The 21,332-nt window shown below is 53.2% G+C and carries 19 protein-coding genes; 15 read left to right on the top strand and 4 right to left on the bottom strand.

Translation table 11 applies throughout. The annotated features are described in order from the left end of the window. The first annotated feature begins 233 nt into the window (after positions 1 to 233). The 5 genes from HFP08_RS17890 (at position 234) to HFP08_RS17870 (ending at position 4,348) form a co-directional block, all read left to right on the top strand. Entirely contained in the window at positions 234 to 2,141 is a 1,908-nt protein-coding gene (locus HFP08_RS17890; RefSeq protein ID WP_168121974.1) for a sensor domain-containing diguanylate cyclase, read from the top strand. A 109-nt stretch (positions 2,142 to 2,250) separates the two neighbouring features. Next, the gene (locus tag HFP08_RS17885; protein WP_168121973.1) at positions 2,251 to 3,000 is read left to right on the top strand and encodes a hypothetical protein; all 750 of its coding nucleotides are present in this window, start codon (positions 2,251 to 2,253) and stop codon (positions 2,998 to 3,000) included. Between the two features lie 168 nt (positions 3,001 to 3,168). Next, complete coding sequence (locus tag HFP08_RS17880; protein ID WP_168121972.1) at positions 3,169 to 3,411, top strand: HPr family phosphocarrier protein; 243 nt, start codon at positions 3,169 to 3,171, stop codon at positions 3,409 to 3,411. A 163-nt stretch (positions 3,412 to 3,574) separates the two neighbouring features. Further along, entirely contained in the window at positions 3,575 to 3,874 is a 300-nt protein-coding gene (locus HFP08_RS17875; RefSeq protein ID WP_168121971.1) for an Fpa/YlaN family protein, read from the top strand. A gap of 84 nt (positions 3,875 to 3,958) precedes the next feature. After that, on the top strand, positions 3,959 to 4,348 hold the full coding sequence (locus HFP08_RS17870) for an Asp23/Gls24 family envelope stress response protein (RefSeq protein WP_168121970.1): 390 nt from the start codon (positions 3,959 to 3,961) through the stop codon (positions 4,346 to 4,348). 116 nt (positions 4,349 to 4,464) lie between these two features. Here HFP08_RS17870 and ftsW read toward each other — a convergent pair whose 3' ends face one another. Together ftsW and HFP08_RS17860 are read right to left on the bottom strand one after the other, a co-directional pair. Beyond that, complete coding sequence (gene ftsW, locus HFP08_RS17865) at positions 4,465 to 5,649, bottom strand: putative lipid II flippase FtsW (RefSeq protein WP_168121969.1); 1,185 nt, start codon at positions 5,647 to 5,649, stop codon at positions 4,465 to 4,467. A 9-nt stretch (positions 5,650 to 5,658) separates the two neighbouring features. After that, positions 5,659 to 6,003: a YugN family protein gene (locus HFP08_RS17860; RefSeq protein WP_168121968.1), complete on the bottom strand. Its 345-nt coding sequence runs from the start codon at positions 6,001 to 6,003 to the stop codon at positions 5,659 to 5,661. Between the two features lie 234 nt (positions 6,004 to 6,237). On the opposite strand from HFP08_RS17860, the gene HFP08_RS17855 reads away from it, so the two are divergent. Continuing rightward, positions 6,238 to 7,425, top strand: a complete 1,188-nt coding sequence (locus HFP08_RS17855) for an amidohydrolase (protein ID WP_168121967.1) — start codon at positions 6,238 to 6,240, stop codon at positions 7,423 to 7,425. 18 nt (positions 7,426 to 7,443) lie between these two features. On the opposite strand, the gene HFP08_RS17850 is transcribed toward HFP08_RS17855, so the two are convergent. Next, positions 7,444 to 8,286: a thermonuclease family protein gene (locus tag HFP08_RS17850; RefSeq protein ID WP_168121966.1), complete on the bottom strand. Its 843-nt coding sequence runs from the start codon at positions 8,284 to 8,286 to the stop codon at positions 7,444 to 7,446. A gap of 151 nt (positions 8,287 to 8,437) precedes the next feature. On the opposite strand from HFP08_RS17850, the gene HFP08_RS17845 reads away from it, so the two are divergent. From HFP08_RS17845 to HFP08_RS17815, 7 genes are all read left to right on the top strand, one after another. Beyond that, complete coding sequence (locus HFP08_RS17845; protein WP_168121965.1) at positions 8,438 to 10,171, top strand: DNA repair helicase XPB; 1,734 nt, start codon at positions 8,438 to 8,440, stop codon at positions 10,169 to 10,171. Continuing rightward, positions 10,168 to 11,967, top strand: coding sequence for a helicase-associated domain-containing protein (locus tag HFP08_RS17840; RefSeq protein WP_168121964.1), 1,800 nt, complete (start codon positions 10,168 to 10,170; stop codon positions 11,965 to 11,967). Before HFP08_RS17845 ends, HFP08_RS17840 begins: the two co-directional genes overlap by 4 nt. A 94-nt stretch (positions 11,968 to 12,061) precedes the next feature. Then, positions 12,062 to 12,553 carry a YlbF/YmcA family competence regulator gene (locus HFP08_RS17835; protein ID WP_168121963.1) on the top strand — a complete coding sequence of 164 codons (492 nt, stop codon included), beginning with the start codon at positions 12,062 to 12,064 and terminating at the stop codon, positions 12,551 to 12,553. 45 nt (positions 12,554 to 12,598) lie between these two features. Then, positions 12,599 to 12,862 carry a YlbG family protein gene (locus HFP08_RS17830; protein ID WP_168121962.1) on the top strand — a complete coding sequence of 88 codons (264 nt, stop codon included), beginning with the start codon at positions 12,599 to 12,601 and terminating at the stop codon, positions 12,860 to 12,862. 194 nt (positions 12,863 to 13,056) lie between these two features. Continuing rightward, positions 13,057 to 13,494: a hypothetical protein gene (locus HFP08_RS17825; protein WP_168121961.1), complete on the top strand. Its 438-nt coding sequence runs from the start codon at positions 13,057 to 13,059 to the stop codon at positions 13,492 to 13,494. 149 nt (positions 13,495 to 13,643) lie between these two features. Then, complete coding sequence (locus HFP08_RS17820; RefSeq protein ID WP_168122038.1) at positions 13,644 to 14,555, top strand: selenium metabolism-associated LysR family transcriptional regulator; 912 nt, start codon at positions 13,644 to 13,646, stop codon at positions 14,553 to 14,555. Then, entirely contained in the window at positions 14,546 to 15,427 is an 882-nt protein-coding gene (locus tag HFP08_RS17815; protein ID WP_168121960.1) for a PHP domain-containing protein, read from the top strand. Before HFP08_RS17820 ends, HFP08_RS17815 begins: the two co-directional genes overlap by 10 nt. 40 nt (positions 15,428 to 15,467) lie before the next feature. Here the strand turns inward: HFP08_RS17815 and HFP08_RS17810 are convergent, their stop codons facing one another. Next, on the bottom strand, positions 15,468 to 17,231 hold the full coding sequence (locus HFP08_RS17810; RefSeq protein WP_168121959.1) for an Rqc2 family fibronectin-binding protein: 1,764 nt from the start codon (positions 17,229 to 17,231) through the stop codon (positions 15,468 to 15,470). 335 nt (positions 17,232 to 17,566) lie between these two features. On the opposite strand from HFP08_RS17810, the gene HFP08_RS17805 reads away from it, so the two are divergent. Together HFP08_RS17805 and dapF are read left to right on the top strand one after the other, a co-directional pair. Next, positions 17,567 to 20,356, top strand: a complete 2,790-nt coding sequence (locus HFP08_RS17805) for a calcium-translocating P-type ATPase, SERCA-type (RefSeq protein WP_168121958.1) — start codon at positions 17,567 to 17,569, stop codon at positions 20,354 to 20,356. 137 nt (positions 20,357 to 20,493) lie between these two features. Next, positions 20,494 to 21,324, top strand: coding sequence for a diaminopimelate epimerase (gene dapF / locus HFP08_RS17800; protein ID WP_168121957.1), 831 nt, complete (start codon positions 20,494 to 20,496; stop codon positions 21,322 to 21,324). The last annotated feature ends 8 nt before the right edge of the window (positions 21,325 to 21,332 follow it).

The raw sequence follows: 21,332 nt of genomic DNA, 5'->3' as shown, positions 1-21,332 counted from the left end.
TCGGACCACATCTTAGAAAAAGTGTCTTTAGTCCTATAAATTTAGCATTTTATAGTGCAATATTATCAAAAATAAAGTATGATCAGAATGAAAAGGCTGCGAGCGTCTAAACGAATGACGCTGACAGCGTTATAATGTTTTATAATGATATGGAATTCAATCTCGATCATACCTATCGTTGAACATACGAAAGCTCATCTTCCTGAAGAATTGAGGAAAGGGTTGGGTGCTTCATGTTAGTAGAACGGAACGAACAACATTCTATATGGTTTGCAAATGAAGACATCCAAGAAGCGGACGAGCCCTACCTTCCTTCATTGTTAGAAGAAAGTTTTCATCAGTGGATGACGGAGGCCTCGGAGTTGGAGGCATTCCAGCGCTACGAATTCAGAATTTACAGCAAGAAGCTTCTTCGTTGCGGCGTCTGCGGCTTAACCTTTGACATGCCGGAAGAGGAGCTGAACCGCGCCGTCTCGGAGCTGGGCGCCAAGCTGCAGCATACAAGTGCGCCAGCATCTGTCTCTGCTCACGGCTGCAGCCTAACGGGCATTCCCTTGAAGCGCAGATCGGACGGCGGGCTCTTTGCGATATTTGTCAGCGTTGCTCCGCTTCAAGGGTTTGTCGCGCCCGGGGAGGCGCAAGCCTGCGCAATGCATTACCGGAGCTGTTTCTACCGTTCGTTCGAACAGCTGTACGTGAAGGATATTCTTAGGCAGCAAACCATTAACGAGAAGGAGGCGGGGCGCAGAGACGCTTTGTTCCTGGCGGCGAAGCGGTTGTACGACCAGATCGACGTGACATCGGTGTTGGCCGAGATGCTGCACAGTCTGGAGACGCTGTACGCCAATTCCGACGTACATTTGTATCTGTCGCAAGACTATGTGGACGGAGATCCGCGGATAAAGCCGCTTATCTTCAAGAACACGGCCCACGACATCGTCGCCCAAGCCTTTCTGGACGGGAAGCCTGCCACGGAGAAGGGGCGAGACGGCATGATCAGGCTGGCTGTGCCGATGTCGGGGAAGCAGGCGGCCTACGGCGTGTTGTGCTTGACGATTGAAGCGGAGAGATGGGAAGCGTCCAATATGCCGGCTTTTCTTCTATTGGCCGATACCGCGGGATCAGCCTTCGAGAACGCGAAGCTCTACGAGCAGTCTAATTTGCTTATCAACGAGCTTAGGCTTATTAACGAAATGACAAAGCGACTTAATCAGTCGCTGCGTTTGAACGAGATTTTTCAATTCGCGACGAATGAGCTCTTGACGATATTCGACGCCGATTACTGCTGCGTGCTCCAGCTTAATCCCGTAACCAATCAATTCGAAATCAAGTCCAGCAATATTCCTTCGTTAACCAGCGAGGCCTTCTCCCCGGAGTACGGCTTCTGCGGCATCGTCTACCGAACCAGGGAGCCGCTCATTATTTCAGACTACTGGAATACGAGAGTGGTTACCTCGGAGGTGATGGACAAGACGGGATCGCGATCGCTTATTGCGACGCCCGTATTCGTGGAGGGCGATGTGGTCGGCGTCATCCTTATTACGCATAAGGTAGCTAATTTTTTTTCTTACGACAATTACAAGCTGCTGCAGGTCATGAGCACGCATATCGGCCTCGCGGTTGCGAATGCTTCTCTTCACTCCGAGATGCAGCGAATGGTCATCACCGATAATTTAACAGGTCTGCATGCGAGGAATTTTCTGGATGAACAAATTCAAGCCCGACAGCGGAAGGATCCGTTCGGTTCTCTTATTCTGGTGGATATTGACTATTTCAAACGCGTTAACGATACATTCGGGCATCAAATCGGAGATCAGATCCTGATTCAGGTCAGCAAAATTATTAATTCCTGTATTCGGCAGGATGATATCGCCGCTCGCTGGGGCGGCGAAGAGCTTGCCATTTATTTGCCAGGCATACGGCTTGATCAGGCATTGCGCATTGCAGAGCGAATCCGCAGAAAGGTCGAAGACGAGACGAATCCGAAGGTTACGGTATCCTGCGGCGTATCGGAGTGGACCTTCGACAATAAGAAAATCAGTGTTGAATCATTGTTTTACAGAGCGGACATGGCATTGTACGAAGCGAAGAACAACGGAAGGAATCGTATAAAGGTTGGCAAGTTGAACGCCAATTCTTAACATAAGCAAGAGATGAAAACGCCTGAAAAGGCGTTTTTTTGCGAATTGTCGGAGTAGCCGAATGAATCATGGGCAAACCTATGAGGAAAAAGCTGCAGGAGGAAGACGCATGAAACGCAGGAAGTTGAAAGGATTTCCGGGTATGCTGCTGCTTATGCTCATATTCGTTTTTGCCGAAGGCTGTACGACCGATGCCAGCAAGCATACGCCGGAGGAATGGCTCTCGCTCTCGTATTCCGGCCTTGAGGCCATGGATCAATATGCATTCACGGGATCGACCTCCATGGGTCTTGAGGGCGGGGTTATGTTTCAGCCCCAAACCTTTGAAGGAAGAATTAGCAATCATGAGCAGTTGACGATTCAATCCCGGCAACAGGGTGAACATGATTGGAATCCGATAGAAGTGCTTAAAACGTTGAATCAATCGAATCAATCGGTCGTCATCTCGGGCGAGGGAGCGGATGAAGCTTCCTCAACTCCCATCTTGACGCTGAGAGTCGAGGAAGCGCCTGACGTAACGAAGGAACGCTGGTCTGCAAGGCTGAAGGAGGAGCTGGAGCAGGTGGCTGGAAGCGGCCGCGAGGCTGCGGATGAGGGCGCAAGATCAAACAGGGACGAGGTTTTGGACGCTTCCCGACAAGAGCTTCAAGCAATGCTGGAGACGCTCGTTTGCAGCTCCGTCTATGACATTACGATCGACAGACGAAGGCTTATTCCGCTGAAGATGGAGGAAAAAACAAGCTTTCAATATATTCGCGCCGGCCATGCCATGAAGGAATCGAGGCATACGACGGTCAGATTGCAGGATTTCGACGGATCGGCGGCTGCAGAGCCGACAACAGGCGGAATAACCAAGTGAGTTCGCAATTGATTCCGAGATGCATATACTGGATGAAAATACGGATGAAAGCCTTGAAATTATTGGGATTGAAGCGTTTTTTTCTCCAACCCTATTGCTCCATGTCACATTTCGAGTTATTATGAGGACAAAGGAAAGCATTACTAATTGAACTGGAGGGAATTCCCTATGTCTAACAACTCTGCAATTGTAGAAATCTCACAAACAGCGAATAAATTCACTTCATCAATCGTTCTTCAAGCTGAGAGCAAATATATCGATGTGAAGAGCATTCTGGGATTGTTCACTACCTTGGTCGGCGGTCATGCCTATGAGCTGCATGTTCATGGTCCGGACGCTGACGATGCGAAGAAGGCTATGGCTGAAGTTTTTGCGAAGCATAATCTTAAGATAACGATTGTTGAAGGTTAATTAAACGTGACATCAGCACAAGCGCTTCTTCGAAATATTTCGAAGAAGCGCTTGTTTTTTTGAAAAACGCTTTTTGTTTGAGTGTATGTCCTTGTGTATTGCTCCTTTTTCGTCTAATATAGGGGTATAGAAGTTAGCGGGTAAGCGCACAGGGGGGAGTAGAATGTCTGCACCGGAAATTACGGACTTATTGCATGAGAAAGCAAGGCGTCTTCTTCAAGAGGATGCGAGCAAGATAGAAAAGCTTATCGAAGTGCAAATGGCGAACTTAACAACGCGTCAGTGCCCTCTGTACGAAGAGGTTCTGGATACACAAATGTATGGGTTCTCTAGAGAGGTTGATTTTGCGGTTCGCACCGGTCTTGTGTCGGAGCAATCGGGGCGCGATATTGTCAGCATGCTGGAGCGCAATTTGGCCGTACTCTATGAAGCTTTGGATAGAAAAGGAAAGTCTCTCTCATGAGTCTTTTCTTTTTTTTTGCCGCCTTGCTTCCTTGGACGCCTTCTATTACAATACACATATATGGCAAATTGAGGAGTGGATGACATGACCGAAGATCTACAAACGGGCCTAATCCGAATTTCTGACGATGTAGTGGCGACAATAGCGGGACTGGCAGCACTCGAAACTCCAGGAATTGCCGCGATGTCCGGCGGGATTTCCGAGGGTCTTGCCAAACGGCTCAGCGGCAAGAATGTACAGAAGGGCGTTTCGGTTGAAGTCGGTCAGCTTGAGGCAGCTATCGATTTACGAATCATCGTCCATTACGGTATTCCGATCCAGGAGGTTTGCCGACAGCTTCAGCTTAATGTTCGGGAGTCCGTGGAGAATATGACAGGATTGCAGGTTGTTGAGGTTAACGTGAAAGTAGAGGGAGTCATCTTCAAGGAAGATGATATTGAAGAGCAGCAACAGCAGCCCGCACGCTTGAAATAGCCTTCGCTGACAAGAAAGAGGCCATCTCCTCAAGCAGGAGACGGCCTCTTTGGTTTTTTCGCCGACGTATAAGACATATGCACCGCTTCCAGAGGGCATCTAAGCTGAGGCTCCTTCTAGCGGGTCCTGTGATTCGTCCTTGGCTTGTCCGTTCGATTCGATTCCCGGGAAATGCTTAGCAACACGCCCATGCACATCAGGCTGACAAGCAAGGACGAGCCGCCATAGCTAATAAAGGGCAGCGTTACGCCCGTAATCGGTATCGTTGCGGTTACGCCGCCGATATTGACGAAGGCTTGTATCGCGAACAAGCTGACTATGCCTATCCCGACCAGTGTTCCGTACTGATCCGGGCAGCGCAGCGCAACGATAATGCCCCTCCATATAAAAGCGAGATAGAAAAGCAGGAAGAGCGCGCTCCCGATAAAACCGAATTCTTCCGCGATAATCGGAAAGATGAAATCGGTGTATGCATATTGAAGATAGCTAAGCTTCTGCACGCTTTCGCCAAATCCCGCACCGGTTATTCCGCCGTGACCCAGCGCTTGAAGCGAGGAGACAAGCTGCCATGCCTCGCCTTGGGCATGGGCGACAGGGTCCATGAAGGCGGTGAAGCGATCGATCCGGTATTGCCACGATTTCTGAAAGCCTGATGGGTTGATCAGCATCGACAAGCTTAAAAACAAGGTAATGAATATTCCGGCAACCGCTCCGGTGTAGAACACTTGCTTCAAGTTCGCCCCTCCCGCCACTATCATGACAGCAGCGCAGGAGGCAAGCACCAAGCAGGAGCCGAGATCGGGCTGAAGCATGATGAGTCCGCAAATGAAGCCAATGATGATGATGACGGGGAGCAAGCCCTTCTTGAAATCGCGGAACTTTTCGCCTTTCTTCGATATCAGAGCCCCCAGATAGAGAATGATAGCCAGCTTGGCCGGTTCGGTCGGCTGAATGCCGAGCGAGCCAAATCCGAACCAGCTTCTCGCGCCGTTAAGCCGTTCTCCGATGAAGGGTACGAGAATCAGCATAATCAGCACGGGGACGAACAGCAGGAGAAAGCTCTTCTTGTAGAAGGTGTATTTGATATTCATAAGCATGAACATGGTGAATAAGCCAAGGCCAGCCCATACGAGCTGGCGCTTTGTAAAGTATGAGGCGTCGTTCTGAAACTTGGATGATACGACTGCAATGCCGGAGGACGCGCTGAAGACCATAACGAGTCCAAAACCGACCAGCAGCAAGGTCATGATAAGAAGCAGAAAGTCCGGTCTTCCACGACTGCCGTTCTGCGCAGCGCTCATAGCGGTACCCTATACGAGATGCTTCTTGAGTTGATCTAGACGTTGAAGCGCCGTATCCAGGATATGCTGCGGAATAGGGGTCTCGTAGTCAAGGCCATGCGGGAAGGTGGCTCGTCCCATATAGACGGCTTCGACGCTCAGAAGCGCGTGAGGGGATTCCAGCTTGCCTTCAATCGCTCTTGTATTCATCCGAAGAAAAAATTCGGTTCCCGTAGATTGCTCCACCAGCTTCAAATCGTATGTAGCGCGATAATATTCCCATTGCCAGCGAACAAAGCCGACATTGCCGGCTACCTCGTCCAGATAGCTTAGTTCAGCTTGCATTCCGTTTAATCCGGAGTTTTCGATAATCATTTCTGTTCCTCCCAAATTCAACCAGACATGTGTTTGCATTCATTTCTCATGATAGTATGTTTCCCCAGTCTGCGCAACCCTTACTCGGCGGCAAAGCGAAACTGTTCGTGACATTTTTGAGAAAAGTGGTAAAATCCGATGGCATTGCTGAGCATAGTGGCGCTTTCCTATCATGCTCATGATCTGCTACACTACATTTAAACAGATAGAAAACGAAAGTAGGAGGCCCGTGGAATGAGTCTGAATTCTCCAGCCCAACAATGCTTGACGGAGCTTTATCCCCAAATGGTGAAGTGGCGCAGACATCTTCATCAGCATCCTGAGCTTTCCTATAAAGAGCAAGAAACATCGGAATGGATCGCGGCGCAGCTGGCGGAACTTCCTTGCGAAATTCGAAGGAATGTCGGAGGCCACGGCATTGTGGCAACCTTGAGAGGAAGAGAGACGGGGCCGATTGTGGCATTGCGTGCCGATATGGACGCTCTGCCGATTCAAGATGAGAAGCAGACGGAATATGCTTCCAAGGTGCCCGGAGTGATGCATGCATGCGGGCATGACGGGCATACGGCCGCGCTTCTGGCCGTCGCTCGCTATTACGCGGCACATCCGGACAGCTTCGCGGGAGAGCGGCGATTGCTGTTCCAGCCGGCCGAGGAAGTGACGCCCGGCGGCGCGAAGGAAATGGTCGGGGACGGCGCGCTCCAAGACGTCGATGTCATCTATGGCGTGCATCTGTGGACGCCATTGCCATACGGGACGCTGTCCACGAAGCCGGGGCCCTTCATGAGCGCAGCCGATGAGTTCGAGATTGAGATTGAGGGTCTTGGCGGACATGGCGGACTGCCGCATCAATCGATCGATACGATTATGATCGGAGCCGCGCTCGTTCAGGCTTTGCAGAGCATTGTCAGCCGAAGCATCAATCCGCTTCATCCGGCCGTTGTAACAATCGGCTCGTTCCAAGCGGGAACGACGAATAATGTTATTGCCGAGAAATGCCGGATGAAAGGCACGATTCGAACCTTCGACGAGAATAGTCGGAAGCTTGCTCATGAACGTCTTGAAACGATTATTAAGCATATTTGCGAAATGCATGGCGCACGCCATCGTCTTCATATGAAAATCGGCTATCCTGCAGTTGTGAATGACGAGAGGGAGGCTTCGCGATTTTTCGAAGTGGCGAAGCAATTGGTTGGGGAAGAGCATGCCGTTATGGCTGACGCCATCACGGTGGCAGAGGATTTCTCGTATTATCTGGAAAGAGTGCCCGGCTGCTTTATGTTCGTCGGCGCGGGCAATCCCGATTGCGGAGCAGAATACGCGCATCATCACGCCAAGTTCGATATTGACGAGCGGGCGATGCTGCATTCCGCGGCTCTTCTGATCGGAATGGCCGAGCATTATGCCGGGGAAAAGAAATAACGCTTGCCTCGGCAAGCGTTATTCATCCTCCCATTCGGCCGCTAATTCGTTGTTCTCGTTGTAAAGCTCGGCCGAATCCTGAGCGGTGTCGTCCCAGACATTATCGGCCTCCCATTCCAGAATCACGCCTGATTGATTGCCGAGATTCGAATCGCCGGAAGAGACGATAATTTGCCCTTTGGCGGGAAGCTCAATCGCTTGGAAGGTGTATGTCTGATTGCCAAGCACGCTGACCAGCTTCCATCCCTCGAGATTAATCGCGTTCGCGGATGTGTTCTTTATTGTCACCAGCTCGGCTTTTTTGTCCACCTCGATCGACAGTCCTGTCTGCACCGCCTTACGCAGCGTGACATCCGCATGACTGCTCTCCTTGCCGGAGCTCCATATCGCCAACTTGTCCTGCTTGGCTTGCTGCTCCAGCTTCTTATACAGATTCTCCATCTTCACATTCGGTTCGATAATGAGCACCTTGGCGAGTCCCTCTTCGAGAAGCTGCTCGTTCAAGATGGTCCCATCCTTCAGTTCAACCATTGCGAGTACGCGATCATAGCTGTCCTTCTTGCTCTCATCGAAGCTGAGTCGAACCTCTTTGGAGTCTGCGAGCAAAAGCTTCGTTCGCTCGGCGGCTTCAGCGCCGAACGGCTCTGTGTACGCCTTGATCTCCGGTGCGTCGATATACAGCATTCTTACCGTTACATATTCCTTGTTCACTTTGATATTGAATGTATCTCCATCTATATAACCGCTGACCGGATACCAGGTATTCGCCTTCACCGATTTCGAGGTGAGATTCGCAATGGAAGAGCATCCTGCCGCAGCGACTAGCAGCAGAGCGATAGGGATAATGAATAGTCGTCTCATGACATTTCCTCCAGCGCGTCAGTTTAGGTAGTCTTCTACTACTATACCACATAATCCCGCATGCTATCGAAAGAGTTATCCGGCCGGCAGGGATAAAATATGGATATTCCCCTCATACTTACAGAAGAGGAATTGAAAAGGGGGCGCAGCCATGATTCATCAGAGAGATTGCTCGCTGATTATTCAATCCGATTTGTCGATTCTGCTGGATGAACGCAAGCCGGGAGCGAATGAGGCGCGAGAACTGCTTATTCTCGTCGCGGAGGCCGAGAAAAGGACAGGAAGGATGCATACCTATCGCATTTCGCCGATGTCGTTATGGAATGGCTTGAGTACAGGCATTGCATGGCCTGAGATTCATGAGGCTCTTCTTTCGCATGCGAGATACGGGATACCCGCTCAAGCGGAGGCCTCGCTGCGGACCTGGGCGGATCGCTTGGGCAAGCTCACGTTGTCAGCCGTGAACGGCAGACTGCTGCTCTCCGGCGACGAGGAGATGATCGAAGAGCTGCGACGCCGGCCGGGGTTGTCTTCCTGGTTCACGGGCTCCCTGTCGGCAAGCGAATGGGAGCTGGATCCCAACTGCAGAGGCTTGTTCAAGCAAGAGCTGACACGGCTTGGTTATCCTGTCATCGATCGCGCCGGCTACCATGAGGGACAGACGCTCGATGTGAGACTCAAAGAAAGAACGGGCTTCGGACAGCCTTTCGCGCCCCGAGCTTATCAGCAAGCTGCCGTGAATCGCTTTCTCGAAGAGAATTCCATGCATGGCGGGAGCGGAGTTGTCGTTCTTCCATGCGGTACCGGCAAGACGATCGTTGGGCTGGCAGCGCTTGCCAGACTGAGCGCGGAGACGCTCATTCTGACCTCGAGCGTCATCTCCGCAAGACAATGGAAGGACGAACTGCTGGACAAGACGACGCTGGCCGAGCATGAGGTCGGCTTATACGCGGGCTCCGGCAAAGAGGTGCGGCCGGTTACGATCGCAACCTACCAACTATTGACGAGACGAAGGCAGAAGGATGGCGAGTTCACCCACATGAAGCTGTTCTGGGATCGGGATTGGGGACTTATTCTCTATGACGAGGTGCATATGCTGCCTGCTCCTGTCTTCCGCATGACGGCTTCCATTCAAGCAACAAGGCGATTGGGACTTACGGCGACGCTCATTCGGGAGGACGGCTGCGCCGAGGATGTGTATTCGTTGATCGGACCTAAGCTCTTCGATCTTCAGTGGAAGCAAGCGGAAAGCGAATCGTATATTTCCGAAGTGGCATGTACGGAAATTCGCGTAGGGCTTCATCCCCTTTGCGAAGAGGAATACGCCGCGGCCTCTCCGCGAGCCCAGCTCCGAATCGCTGCAGAGAATCCGAGTAAGCTTGCCGTCGTCAAGCAACTGCTTCAGAAGCACCGGGGCAAGCCTACGCTCATTATCGGACAGTATTTGAAGCAGCTTGGCGAAACGGCGGAAGCGCTGCAGGCGCCGCTGCTGACCGGAAACACGCTGCATTCCGAACGAATGGCGCTCTACGAGCGGTTCCGATCAGGCGAGATCGGCATTCTGGTCGTATCGAAGGTAGCCAATATCGCTGTTGATTTGCCGGATGCGGCAGTTGCGATTCAATTATCCGGAAGCTTCGGCTCGAGGCAAGAGGAAGCGCAGCGTATCGGCAGATTGCTCAGGCCGAAGAAGGGCGGCAATCATGCCTGGTTCTATTCTCTCGTTACCAATCATACGAAGGAAGCTTTATTCGCCGCTAAGAGGCAGCTCTTCATGCTGGAGCAGGGCTATTCCTATGAGCAGCTGAATGCTGCCGAGCAACAGGAGCAACAGGATCGGCAACCCGGTTCTCGCGTTCCGCTGACGGAGGCGTCGCAAATATGATTATGGAGCAATTGACGGCACGTCTGAATCCGACTCGCTTAAAGCGGTATTGGGATTCTTCCGTGTGGCGTTGTTCGCGAATTGGGGAAAGGGGCGAGTGGGCGAAGCATGCGATGCAGCCCGAGAATGCTTCGGGGGCATTGTCGCGCCTGTCGGATGCAGCAAGAGAGGCGCTAAGGGCGATGATAGACTCTTTCGGCGTCATTCCCGCACCCGAAGAGAGACTGCTCAAGGAATTGCGCGCCAACACAGCGTTATCGGGCGCGCAATGCCGAATTGGGCTGCAGGAGCTCGAAACGGCCGGAATCCTGTTCGCAATCAGCGAGACATGGGGAGAAAGAGAGTTATTCATGCCGGCGAACAGCTGCCTCCTCTGGCAGCGGCTCTTCTATCCAACCGGGCTTTCCCCTCTGAACCAGGAGTTCATCCCCTTCATCGATGAAGATAATGGCAGAAGGAATAGCAGCGTGAGCTTCGGAAGACAGCTGATGTACGCGATCTCGGCAATCGCGCGGACTGGCATGAAGTATACTGCCAAGGGAGCTTTGCCGAAGAAAACGATTGAAAAGCTGCTTCAGCAAGTGGAGCTTGGCGAGGCCCAGCTTCAGCCTTTCGTCGATGGCTTGGAGATCACTGGACCCTATCCGGCGGAAGCGGCTGTTGTGCTCGAAGCAGCCTTCGAGCTCGGGATCGTGGACCGGGCGAGGGAAGGCTTAAGTCTGAATTCAGCCGGTTTGAAGGCGTGGCTCCTTCAGTCGGACGCAGACAGAGAGCGATCGCTCATGAACTGGCTCTTTGGCAAGCTGCTGCTAGCTTCTTGCCCTGAAGCGATGTGTGCGGCTTCCTTGCTTCTTAGTCTTGAGCCCGGTCCATGGCATAGTCTGAATCGGGCGAAGGAGCTTTTGTTGTCCCGCGAGGCGGTCGACCATGACTGGCTGTCCGCGTGGCTATCCTTATTCTGCCGAGCGGGCTGGGCGGAGCTTGGGGATGCCAAGGCGGGTCAGGAGCGTCACGAAATATTCCGTCTCCGGGAATGGAGCAGCTCCGTCGAACGAGGGCAAGGACTGTACATTCAACCGAGCGGAGAGCTTCTCGCCGAACCGTCCTGCTGCATGGAGACCCGATGGGAGCTGGAGTTGATCAGCGAACGGCGCAGCGACGATGAACTGACATGCTATCAAATAACGCCGGAATCTGTGAAACGGGCAGCGGCGCATGGAAGAACAAAAGCATGCCTGGAGCGTTTTCTGCTTCAGGCCAGCGGAGAAGCGGAATTGCCGGATACGGTCGCAGCGATGCTGGAGGAATGGATAATGCCCGGCGAAGGATGTGGCGGAATCGATTCGAAGGCGCGGAAAACCGCGGGGATTTACGCGGATCTTCGCCATCATTCGGACCTTCCGGCAGCAGAGTGGTCTTGGCCGGCGAGAGCCCAGGTCCCGTTCATCGCCGTCGGGGCAAAGCTGACAACCTGCGAGATCGCTCCATTGACGCAAGGCTGCGTTCCTCTTCTTCAAAATCTGGACAGGCTGCCCGCGATGTGGCACAAACAGCTGCGCAGCTATCATGCCTCTACCAGGAAAGAGCTTATGCAGCAAGCGATGCAGCTCGAGACGGCCGTTCAATTAAAGATGGATGGCGAGCTGGTTGTCTTCATCCCCGACGAGATGGAGCTAAGCGGCCCGGAATGGACGGTTACTGGCAGACTGCAGAGGAGCGGATATCCGAAACGAAACCGCCTTTCCTATGAAATGTGGGAGGAGATGAGGTTGTTGATTCCAGAGGGATGTTACTAGGGCATGCGCGCTTTGGCGGCGGACTATTCATCCCCTCGCCATTTATGCTATGATAATAAAGAAGTCAGCATGCATATAAAAGCGAGGTGGATCTATGCCGGCAATCGATGCGTTTGCGGCAACTTTAACTGGTGGAACAGAAGGCGCCAGCTCTTCACTTGATATGGCGTCGCTCCTGCTCCATGCGTATGATATAGGCGATTCGATTAATCAATCGGCCGAGGTGGCCGACTATTTATATTGGAAGACGGTTGTGGATAACAATGATGAGGTAAAGCAGATTCAAAGCCAATTCGCGAAAGCGAAGGAACTCTTCGAGGAATGTCAGAGATTTGGCCGCTTTCATCCCGATTATCACGCGGCGAAGGATAAGGTCAAACAATTTGAGAAGCAACTGGGCGAGATGGAATGCGTTCGCCGCTTCAAGCAGTCCGAGCAACAATTGGATGATATGTTATTCGAGGTTTCGCGTGTCATCGCCGAATCCGTATCCGACACTATCAAGGTGCCGAGCAATGAGAGGGGCTCGGGAGGCGGCTGCGGGGGCGGGGGGTCATGCGGCTGCGGCAGCGGAGGCTGCGGCTAGCCGGAGAAATCTGAAGCGGAACCTACAAAGTTGGGAGGAAAGCGCATGCTGCCGGATCGAACGGGATTTATTGTATGGGTCAGCGATTTGAAAGCGGCCAGAGCGTTGGAACGCTTCGGAAGCGTGCATTTCATGTCGCGAAAGCTGCATTATGTAGTCTTGTACATGAATGCGGATAGAGCCGAGGAGGCTGTCAAGCAGATGAACAGACTTGCGTTCGTCCGCAAGGTGGAGCGCTCGTACCGCAATGAAATAAAGACGGAATACAGCAAGGATATTGAAGATAAAACGAGGTTTTACAGCCTCTAAGAGGGATGATTGCGAACGCCGCTGAGCGCATAAGTTGTGCAAGGCGGCTTTTTTATAAATTTGTTGATACCATATATTAACAAAAATGGCCTGAGTTTATTTTTATGTTGAAAAATCGGACAATCATGGTAGAATGGTAATATATATATAAATAGGATAAAAGCCCTGGTTCCTTGGGAGGAGTAGGTTGCGGGATGAAGGATAAAATGACTAGAAGATGGAACACGTACGAGTCGTTTTATGTCAATCTGGGCGATAAACGCGTCGTGGATATTATTATTACCAACCATGCCAAGAGCCGCTGGATTGACCGCATCGAAAGCGATAAGACGGGTTATGACGACATTGCTGAATTTATTTGGGATTGTTTGAAGAAAGGGAATATCGAGCCCTATTATCGCAACGAACAGGATGTATACTTAATTGACGAGGATTTGGTGTTTGTTGCCGAATTTTCCGATTCTCCAACTGAAACCGATCTGCTCGGCAATAAGCTGCACAAGATGATCGTCGTTACCTTTCTTGGAAGAATGTCGGAGACGATCGAGCTGCGCGATCTCAAGAGCTATTATTCTTGGCTGAGACATTCCAGGCGGATGACTTTGGTAAAGAACAGTCGAAAGAGGAAATAACTATGACAAAGAATGGATGAAGCGTATGATCACTGGCGATCATACGTTTTTTTTGCATGAAAGCGGGATGCAGCCAGGAATCAATTTTCTATAACATTCGGCCTATTATGTTGTATAATAGCGAGAACGACAAGAAGGGACGGATCATGATGGCTCTAAACTTTCATCAGCTGCATATCTTCTTCACAGTTGCGGAGCGAGGCAGCTTCTCCGCTGCGGCGCAATCCTTGCATATGACTCAGCCTGCCGTGACGATGCAAGTGCAATCCCTGGAGGATTATTTCGGAACCAAGCTGCTTCAGCGTTCAACGAAACGAATTGAATTGACGGAGGCGGGCAGAGCGCTTATGCCTTATGCGAAGCGCAGCATTGATCTCATTCGGGATACCGATCAGGCGATGTCCTCCTTCACGAAGCAATTGAAAGGGCGGCTGCAGCTCGGTTCCTCCTTGACGATCGGCGAATATGTTCTCCCGCGGCTTCTCGGGCCGTTCGGACAAGAATATCCGCATATTTCGATCAGCATGAAGGTCATGAACACCGCGCAGATTATGGAGGATATTCTGAATCATCAGCTTAATTTCGGCCTGATTGAGGCGCCGGTCAATCATCCGGATATGCATATGGAGGCGGTTATGAGCGATGAGCTTAAGCTCGTTGTGCCCAAGGAACATCCGCTTGCGGACCGAGACGATATTTTGCTGGAGGAGGCGCTGCAGTATCCGTTTGTGCTGCGCGAGCAGGGCTCTGGGACGAGGCTGGTCATGGAAGAGCAGCTCAAGAAGAAAAGCTTCGATCTCAGCGAGATGAAGATCGTGATGGAGCTTGGCAGCACCGGGGCGGTGAAATCCGCAGTGGAAGCGGGACTTGGCATTTCATTCCTGTCCTCCTCGTCGGTGAAGCACGAGGTTGCGCTTGGTCTGATCAAAATCGTGAAAATAAGGGACAGCAAATTTCAAAGACAATTCTATTCCATTTATTTGAAATCGGCGCTGCTTCCGATCTCGGCGGTTACGTTCCTTACCTTCCTGAGAGAGAGGGATTTGCATCAATGGCTGTAAGCGAAGGAAGAGCGGATCTCCATTGTCATACGACGGCTTCGGACGGCATGTTCGCTCCCGCGACGGTTGTCCGAATGGCGAAGGAAGCAGGCCTGTCGGCCATTGCGATTACGGATCATGATACGACTTCAGGCGTGGAGGAAGCGATTGAGGAAGGAGGGCGTTCAGGCCTGGCCGTTATTCCCGGCGTTGAGCTGAGCACGATCGCGGACGGCGCGGACATTCATATTCTGGGCTATGGCATGAATATTGCGGACAAGCTGTGGCAGGAGCGTCTATCGCTGCAGCGCCTGGCCAGGGACCGGCGCAACGTGCAAATTTTGCAAAGACTGAATGCGCTTGGAATCGCGATCACGATGGCGGAGGTAGACGAGGTTTCGCGGTCGGGGCGAACTTCGGTCGTCCATGGCGCGGATGCAAAGCTGAAGAGCACAGGAAGGCCTCATATTGCGGAGGTTCTGGTGCGTAAGGGCATCGTCCCTTCCATGAAGGAAGCGTTCGATCGTTATTTGGCCGCAGGGGCCGCCGCTTACGTGCTGCAGGAGAGAATTCATCCGGAAGAGGCGCTGGGCTGGATTCGGGACGCGGGCGGCGTGGCCGTTATGGCGCATCCGGGCCTTTACGGCAACGATGAGCTTGTGGAGAGACTGCTTCGTCTCGGCTTCGACGGCATTGAAGCGTCGCATTCGGATCATTCGATGGAGGATGAGCGGCGTTACGGGGATCTGGCGAGAAAATATAATCTGATCGCGACTGGCGGATCGGATTTTCACGGTATCCGGGAAGGCGTCAGCTTCCATGGAGATTTGGGCGCCCGAGGCGTGTCCGCGGCGATTGTCCCGCAGCTGCTGCAGCTGCGGGAGCGTGGCTAAGCGCAGGACATGATTCGGTAGGACGCAGGGCGTCGCCGCTTCACTTTGTTTCCCGGCTTAATTGCTTGATACGATTCTCGTCCGGCGTGATGAACAGGGTTTTCTGATGATCGTAGATGACAAAGCCCGGCTTAGCGCCGCTTGGCTTGCGTACATGACGAATCAAGGTGTGATCGACCGGAATCATGCTCGACGCTCTGGCTTGACTGTAATGCGCGGCCAGCATGGCGGCTTCCTCCAGCGTCGGATTGCCGAAATTCGTTGCTTTGATGACCACATGGGAGCCTGGAATGTCCTTGGTGTGAAGCCATGTGTCAGATGGCGCGGCGAGCCGATTCGTCACATATTCATTTTGCGTGTTATTTTTACCTACATAGATTGGAATGCCCTCCGAGGAGGTGTAGCAAAGCAGTGCAGGCCGCATTGCTTTTTTTCGTTTCGGCCCTCTGCGATGCTTCTCCTTCATATACCCTTCCGCGACAAGCTCGTCTCTGATCTCGCCGATATCCGCCAGCGACGCGGATTCCAGCTGCTGAAGCAGCCCTTCGAAATAATGGATTTCCTTGTCTGCAATCTCCATTTGCTCCGCGACGACCGCCAGGGAGTTCCGATGCTTCGTATATCTTCGGAAATAGCGCTGAGCATTCTCAGAGGGACTTAGCTGAGGATCCAGTTCGATCGAGACCGTCGCTTGCTCCTCGTCATAGAAATTGATCAGCTCAACGGAGGTGTCGCCTTTATTGATTTGATGCATGTAAGCCGTCAGCAGCTCTCCCAGCACCTTGTATTTCTCCGCATCCTTCGCTTCCTTGAGCGTTTCCTCCAGCTTTTTGATCTTCGAGACATTCTTGCTCTTTTCGTTCTGCACGAAACGAATCAAGTCCGCGGCGCGCTGCTTCACGGTGTCGCGCTCCGCCTTGTCGCCGAAGAAGGCTTCGAGCAAGTCGCTGACGGACTCGTAGCGTATCGTTTCGCCAGGTATATGAGTCAGCTGCGTCACGGAGAAGCTGGCTTTGCCCGTCTCCCCGTTCTCGACAAGGACAGGCTCGTAGTGATGCTCCTCAAAAAGCTGATTGAGGGAGCGGAATGCTTCCCACAGCGCTTCCGGCTGCTCCTCGAGCTCCATGTCGGCTTTCGAGCTTTGCACGGCGCGGTAGACGATCTCCTTCGCGAGCAGCGGGCTGAAGCCGCTGAATGCTCCGACCAGCCGATTCTGCCAAGAGCTCTCCGCCCCTTGCTTCGGCGCAGCAAGCTGCTCCCAGAACGCGTGGCGTTCGGTTATGCTCAGCGGATCGACCTTGTCTTGCTCGGGAGGAGCGGTGTACGCGCTGCCGGGCATCACGATGCGATAGGTGGAGATGGCCGGAGTTACATGATGAATGCCGTCCAGAATGAGTCCGGTCGCTTCGTCAATAAGAATGATATTGCTGTGTCTTCCCATAATTTCGATAATGATTCGTTTGCTCGATGTATCGCCGAGCTCATCGCGATGTCTGATCGCGATATGCAGAATGCGCTCGCGGCCAATCTGCTTCACGGATTCGATGACGCCGCCTTCGCAATGCTTGCGAAGCAGCATGCAGAACATGGGCGCTTCGAGCGGATTCACATAGGCCGCGGTCGTCCAGTGGATTCTCGGATAGGTCGGATTGGCCGACAAGAGCAGCCTACCGTTCACACCGTTGCCTCTTATACCAAACACCAGCTCCTGTGACGAGGGCTGATGGATTTTATGAATGCGCGCGCCGATACAGCGCTGAAGCTCATGTGCGATCGCGCGCACGACAATGCCGTCTAAAGCCATAATGATTAAATTCCTCTCTCTGTCAGATGTTACTATCATGCCATATTTAAGAGAAAAACTTAAGTGCGGTGGGATAATTTACAACCTGTCCGAATATAGTGGTGGTAGAAGGGTTGTTCAAAAAGCCCGCTTTTGATCACGATGTATGTCAAGAAGTCTACTCGACATCGAATCTTGCATTCAGCCGAAACTTCTGGTACTCACGTAGCAACCACTACGTTCCGTTCCTCAGTTTCTAGCTTCATACAAGCTTCTCGGTGCTGAAAACCGGTCTTTTTGAACGTGCGTTTAAATGCTGTCCGTTGGGCCGGCATCATACAGGAGGGAGTCGTACAATGGAACAAATGAAATGGCATCAAATGAGCACGAATGAGCTGCTTGATACGCTAAAAGGCTCGCTGGAAGATGGGCTGAAGCCCTCCGCCGCGGCAGAACGCCTGGAGCAGGGAGGAAGCAATGAGCTTACGGAGGGCAAGCGGATATCTCCCGTTGTGCTGTTCCTGAATCAGTTCAAGGATTTCATGGTGCTCATCTTGATGGGTGCAACGCTGATCTCCGGACTGCTCGGCGAATATTTGGACGCGATTACGATTATTGCGATTATCGTCATTAATGCCGTGCTCGGCTTCGTGCAGGAGTTCAGAGCCGAGCGCTCGCTTAGAGCGCTGAGGGAGCTGTCCGCCCCTTCAGCCACCGTGCTTCGCGGCGGCGAGCGCGTAACTGTGCTCGCCAAGGATCTGGTTGCCGGCGATGTGATCTTCCTCGAGAGCGGGGATCGCATTCCCGCCGATGTGAGGCTCATCGAGGCGAACAGCTGTTATGTGGAAGAATCGGCCTTGACGGGCGAGTCCGTGCCCGTAGGCAAGCATGCCGCTCCGATAACGGAAGGAGAGCTTCCGCTTGGCGATCAACGAAATGTCGGCTTTATGGGTACGATGATTACGCGCGGGACAGCCAAGGGCATTGTCGTACGAACGGGTATGCGCACGGAGATGGGCAAGATCGCCGGCCTGATTCAGGAGACCGAATCGATGGAAACGCCGCTGCAGCATCGGCTTGAGCAGCTCGGCAAGCTGCTCATTATCGTCGCGCTTGGGCTTACGGTCATGGTCGTGCTGGCGGGCATTCTGCATGGACAGCCGGCTTACGGCATGTTCCTCGCCGGAGTCAGTCTGGCTGTCGCCGCCATTCCGGAAGGCTTGCCGGCAATTGTCACCATCGCGCTGGCGCTCGGCGTGCAGCGCATGATCAAACGGAAAGCAATCGTGCGGAAGCTGCCTTCCGTGGAAACGCTCGGCTGCGCTTCCGTTATATGCTCCGATAAGACAGGCACCTTGACGCAGAACAAGATGACCGTTACGCATGTCTGGATCAGCGGCAGGCAGCTTGAGGTGAGCGGAGAAGGCTACGAGCCGACAGGGGCGATGTACGAGGACGGAAGAACGCTCGATCTGAAGCATGATCAGCCTGTAAAACGGCTGTTGCAAATCAGCGCCTTGTGCAATAATGCGCAGATTATAAAGCAAGAGGCGAATGACCCGAACGCGAAGAAGCGGAAATCGAAGGAAGCGGCGGAGGAATGGGTGTTGAAGGGCGATCCGACGGAAGGCGCGCTTGCGGTTCTGGCGACCAAGCTGGGCTCGTCCGCCAAATCGCTCGAGATGCTCTACCAGCGGGAGAAGGAGTTCCCGTTCGATTCCGAACGCAAGCGCATGTCGGTCGTCGTGAAGCATCAGGGCGGCAGGCTGCTCTGCACGAAGGGGGCGCCGGATCTGCTCATGGAGCATTGCTCTTATGTGCTCTGGGACGGCAAGGTTGTGCCCTTCACCGCAACGCTCAAGCGCAAATGCGCGGAAGCGGGCGAGCGAATGGCCCAGTCCGCCCTGCGCGTGCTTGGACTGGCCTATCGCGATCTCAAGCTTACGGATGCCTGCGAGACGGAAGGCGAGGTCGAGAACGGGCTGGTATTCGTCGGCTTGACCGGCATGATCGATCCGCCTCGGCGCGAGGTGAAGGATGCCATTGCGACCTGCCGCAGGGCGGGCATCAAGACCGTGATGATTACGGGCGATCATCAGCTCACGGCGGAAGCCATCGCGACTCAGCTCGGCATTATGCCTCGCGGCGGCATCGCGATCAGCGGCAAGGAGCTTGAAGCGTTCGATGACGAGAAGCTGGAGGGCATCGTTGACAATGCGTATGTCTACGCCCGCGTCTCGCCGGAGCATAAGCTGCGAATCGTCAAAGCGCTGCAGCGAAGAGGACATGTTGTGGCGATGACGGGCGACGGCGTCAACGACGCTCCCGCAATCAAGGCAGCGGATATCGGAATCGCAATGGGCATTACCGGTACGGATGTGTCGAAGGAGGCGTCCTCGCTTATTCTCAGCGACGACAATTTCTCGACGATTGTGGCGGCGATTGAGGAAGGCAGGGGCATCTATGAAAATATTCGCAAATTCATTCGTTATCTGCTTGCTTCGAATGTCGGCGAAATTCTCGTCATGTTTCTGGCGATGATGGCGGGTCTGCCGCTGCCGCTCGTGCCGATCCAGATTTTATGGGTCAATCTGGTGACGGACGGCTTGCCTGCTATGGCGCTCGGCGTCGATCAGGCGGAGAAGGACCTTATGCAGCATAAGCCGAGATCGGCCAAGGAGAACATATTCGCAAGACGGCTCGGCTGGAAAATTATTAGCCGCGGCATCTTGATCGGCATCTGCACGCTCGGCGCCTTCTGGATTACGCTGCTTGAGCACGGCAGCGATGCGCAAGGTCTGATCACCGCCCAGACGGTCGCTTTCGCGACGCTCGTGCTCGCGCAATTGATACATGTATTTGATTGCCGCAGCTCGCGTTCGATCTTCCATCGCAATCCGCTGCAAAATAAATCGCTGGTGTTCGCCGTCTTGTCCTCGCTTGCTTTGATGATTGGCGTGCTTTACATCGACGCGCTGCAGCCGATCTTCAAAACGGTGCCGATCGGCTTCCGCGAATGGTGTCTCGTATTCGTAGCCGCTGGAATTCCTACCTTTGTGATGGGGATTGGCAGCGTGCTTGGCAAATCGAACAAGAAAAAATCGAATTCCAAGTGGCCGCTGGGGCCGCAATCGGTAGCAAGATGACGAAATAATGCAAATGATGATGCAATTCCTCAATATCATTTCTCCTTCATTTACGGTATGCTAGAGTACAGAATACTAGGGTCTGGGGTCTGCATACACACCCTGGGGCAGCAGCTTAAATGAAGGGGAGAGCATAGATGAATTTTACGAAGATGAACGGACTTGGCAATGACTTTATCGTGGTGGCCGGCGAACAGCGGCTTCCGGAGGACGCGGCAGAGCTGGCGATTCGCCTCTGCAACCGGTTCTTCGGAATCGGAGCAGACGGTCTGGTCTATATTCTGCCATCCGAGAAGGCTGATTTCCGCATGCGGATTATCAATTCGGACGGCTCCGAGGCGGAGCAATGCGGCAATGCGATTCGCTGCGTAGCGAAATATGTGTACGACAACGGCATGACGAGCAAGGATGAGATTACCATCGAAACGCTCGGAGCGGGCGTGCAGAAAGTGCAACTGACGGTGGAGGAAGCGAAGGTGCAATCGGTTCGCGTCGATATGGGCGAGCCGATCCTGCAAGGGCTGCAAGTGCCGACAACGGTGAATGCGGAGCGCGTGGTGGAGCATGAGATCGAGGTGGATGGACGCTCGTTCCGCTTCACTGCGGTATCGATGGGCAATCCGCACTGCGTCATCTTCGTCGACGACGCCGTAAGCTTCGATTTGGCAACCTGGGGGCCGAAGCTCGAGGTTCATCCGATGTTCCCGCGCAAGATCAACGTGGAATTCGTAACGGTCAATTCCCGCACGCAAGCCGATATGCGCGTATGGGAGCGCGGCGCGGGACCTACGCTGGCCTGCGGCACGGGAGCCTGCGCGACGCTTGTGGCGTCGGTGCTGACCGAGGCTACCGACCGGACGGCTACGATCTCGCTCAAGGGCGGGAATCTGCTGATTGAATGGAATGAAGCCGACAATCATGTCTATATGACGGGACCTGCTGCGGAAGTCTTCCGCGGAGTGTTGTAGGTGGCTGT

The sequence above is a fragment of the Paenibacillus sp. HB172176 genome (genome assembly GCF_011947265.1).
Lineage (GTDB): Bacteria > Bacillota > Bacilli > Paenibacillales > Paenibacillaceae > Pristimantibacillus.
Note: the sequence above shows the minus strand (reverse complement) of the source record. Positions and strands in the feature narration are given on the sequence as shown.

Excerpts from the sequence above, each read along its gene's own strand:
- HFP08_RS17855 (WP_168121967.1), top strand. The coding sequence starts at position 6,238 with ATGAGTCTGAATTCTCCAGCCCAACAATGCTTGACGGAGCTTTATCCC.
- HFP08_RS17845 (WP_168121965.1), top strand. The coding sequence starts at position 8,438 with ATGATTCATCAGAGAGATTGCTCGCTGATTATTCAATCCGATTTGTCG.
- HFP08_RS17850 (WP_168121966.1), bottom strand. The coding sequence starts at position 8,286 with ATGAGACGACTATTCATTATCCCTATCGCTCTGCTGCTAGTCGCTGCG.
- HFP08_RS17835 (WP_168121963.1), top strand. The coding sequence starts at position 12,062 with ATGCCGGCAATCGATGCGTTTGCGGCAACTTTAACTGGTGGAACAGAA.
- HFP08_RS17810 (WP_168121959.1), bottom strand. The coding sequence starts at position 17,231 with ATGGCTTTAGACGGCATTGTCGTGCGCGCGATCGCACATGAGCTTCAG.
- HFP08_RS17870 (WP_168121970.1), top strand. The coding sequence starts at position 3,959 with ATGACCGAAGATCTACAAACGGGCCTAATCCGAATTTCTGACGATGTA.
- HFP08_RS17825 (WP_168121961.1), top strand. The coding sequence starts at position 13,057 with ATGAAGGATAAAATGACTAGAAGATGGAACACGTACGAGTCGTTTTAT.
- HFP08_RS17860 (WP_168121968.1), bottom strand. The coding sequence starts at position 6,003 with ATGATTATCGAAAACTCCGGATTAAACGGAATGCAAGCTGAACTAAGC.
- HFP08_RS17880 (WP_168121972.1), top strand. The coding sequence starts at position 3,169 with ATGTCTAACAACTCTGCAATTGTAGAAATCTCACAAACAGCGAATAAA.
- HFP08_RS17830 (WP_168121962.1), top strand. The coding sequence starts at position 12,599 with ATGCTGCCGGATCGAACGGGATTTATTGTATGGGTCAGCGATTTGAAA.
- HFP08_RS17840 (WP_168121964.1), top strand. The coding sequence starts at position 10,168 with ATGATTATGGAGCAATTGACGGCACGTCTGAATCCGACTCGCTTAAAG.
- ftsW (WP_168121969.1), bottom strand. The coding sequence starts at position 5,649 with ATGAGCGCTGCGCAGAACGGCAGTCGTGGAAGACCGGACTTTCTGCTT.
- HFP08_RS17885 (WP_168121973.1), top strand. The coding sequence starts at position 2,251 with ATGAAACGCAGGAAGTTGAAAGGATTTCCGGGTATGCTGCTGCTTATG.
- HFP08_RS17875 (WP_168121971.1), top strand. The coding sequence starts at position 3,575 with ATGTCTGCACCGGAAATTACGGACTTATTGCATGAGAAAGCAAGGCGT.
- HFP08_RS17805 (WP_168121958.1), top strand. The coding sequence starts at position 17,567 with ATGGAACAAATGAAATGGCATCAAATGAGCACGAATGAGCTGCTTGAT.
- dapF (WP_168121957.1), top strand. The coding sequence starts at position 20,494 with ATGAATTTTACGAAGATGAACGGACTTGGCAATGACTTTATCGTGGTG.
- HFP08_RS17890 (WP_168121974.1), top strand. The coding sequence starts at position 234 with ATGTTAGTAGAACGGAACGAACAACATTCTATATGGTTTGCAAATGAA.
- HFP08_RS17820 (WP_168122038.1), top strand. The coding sequence starts at position 13,644 with ATGGCTCTAAACTTTCATCAGCTGCATATCTTCTTCACAGTTGCGGAG.
- HFP08_RS17815 (WP_168121960.1), top strand. The coding sequence starts at position 14,546 with ATGGCTGTAAGCGAAGGAAGAGCGGATCTCCATTGTCATACGACGGCT.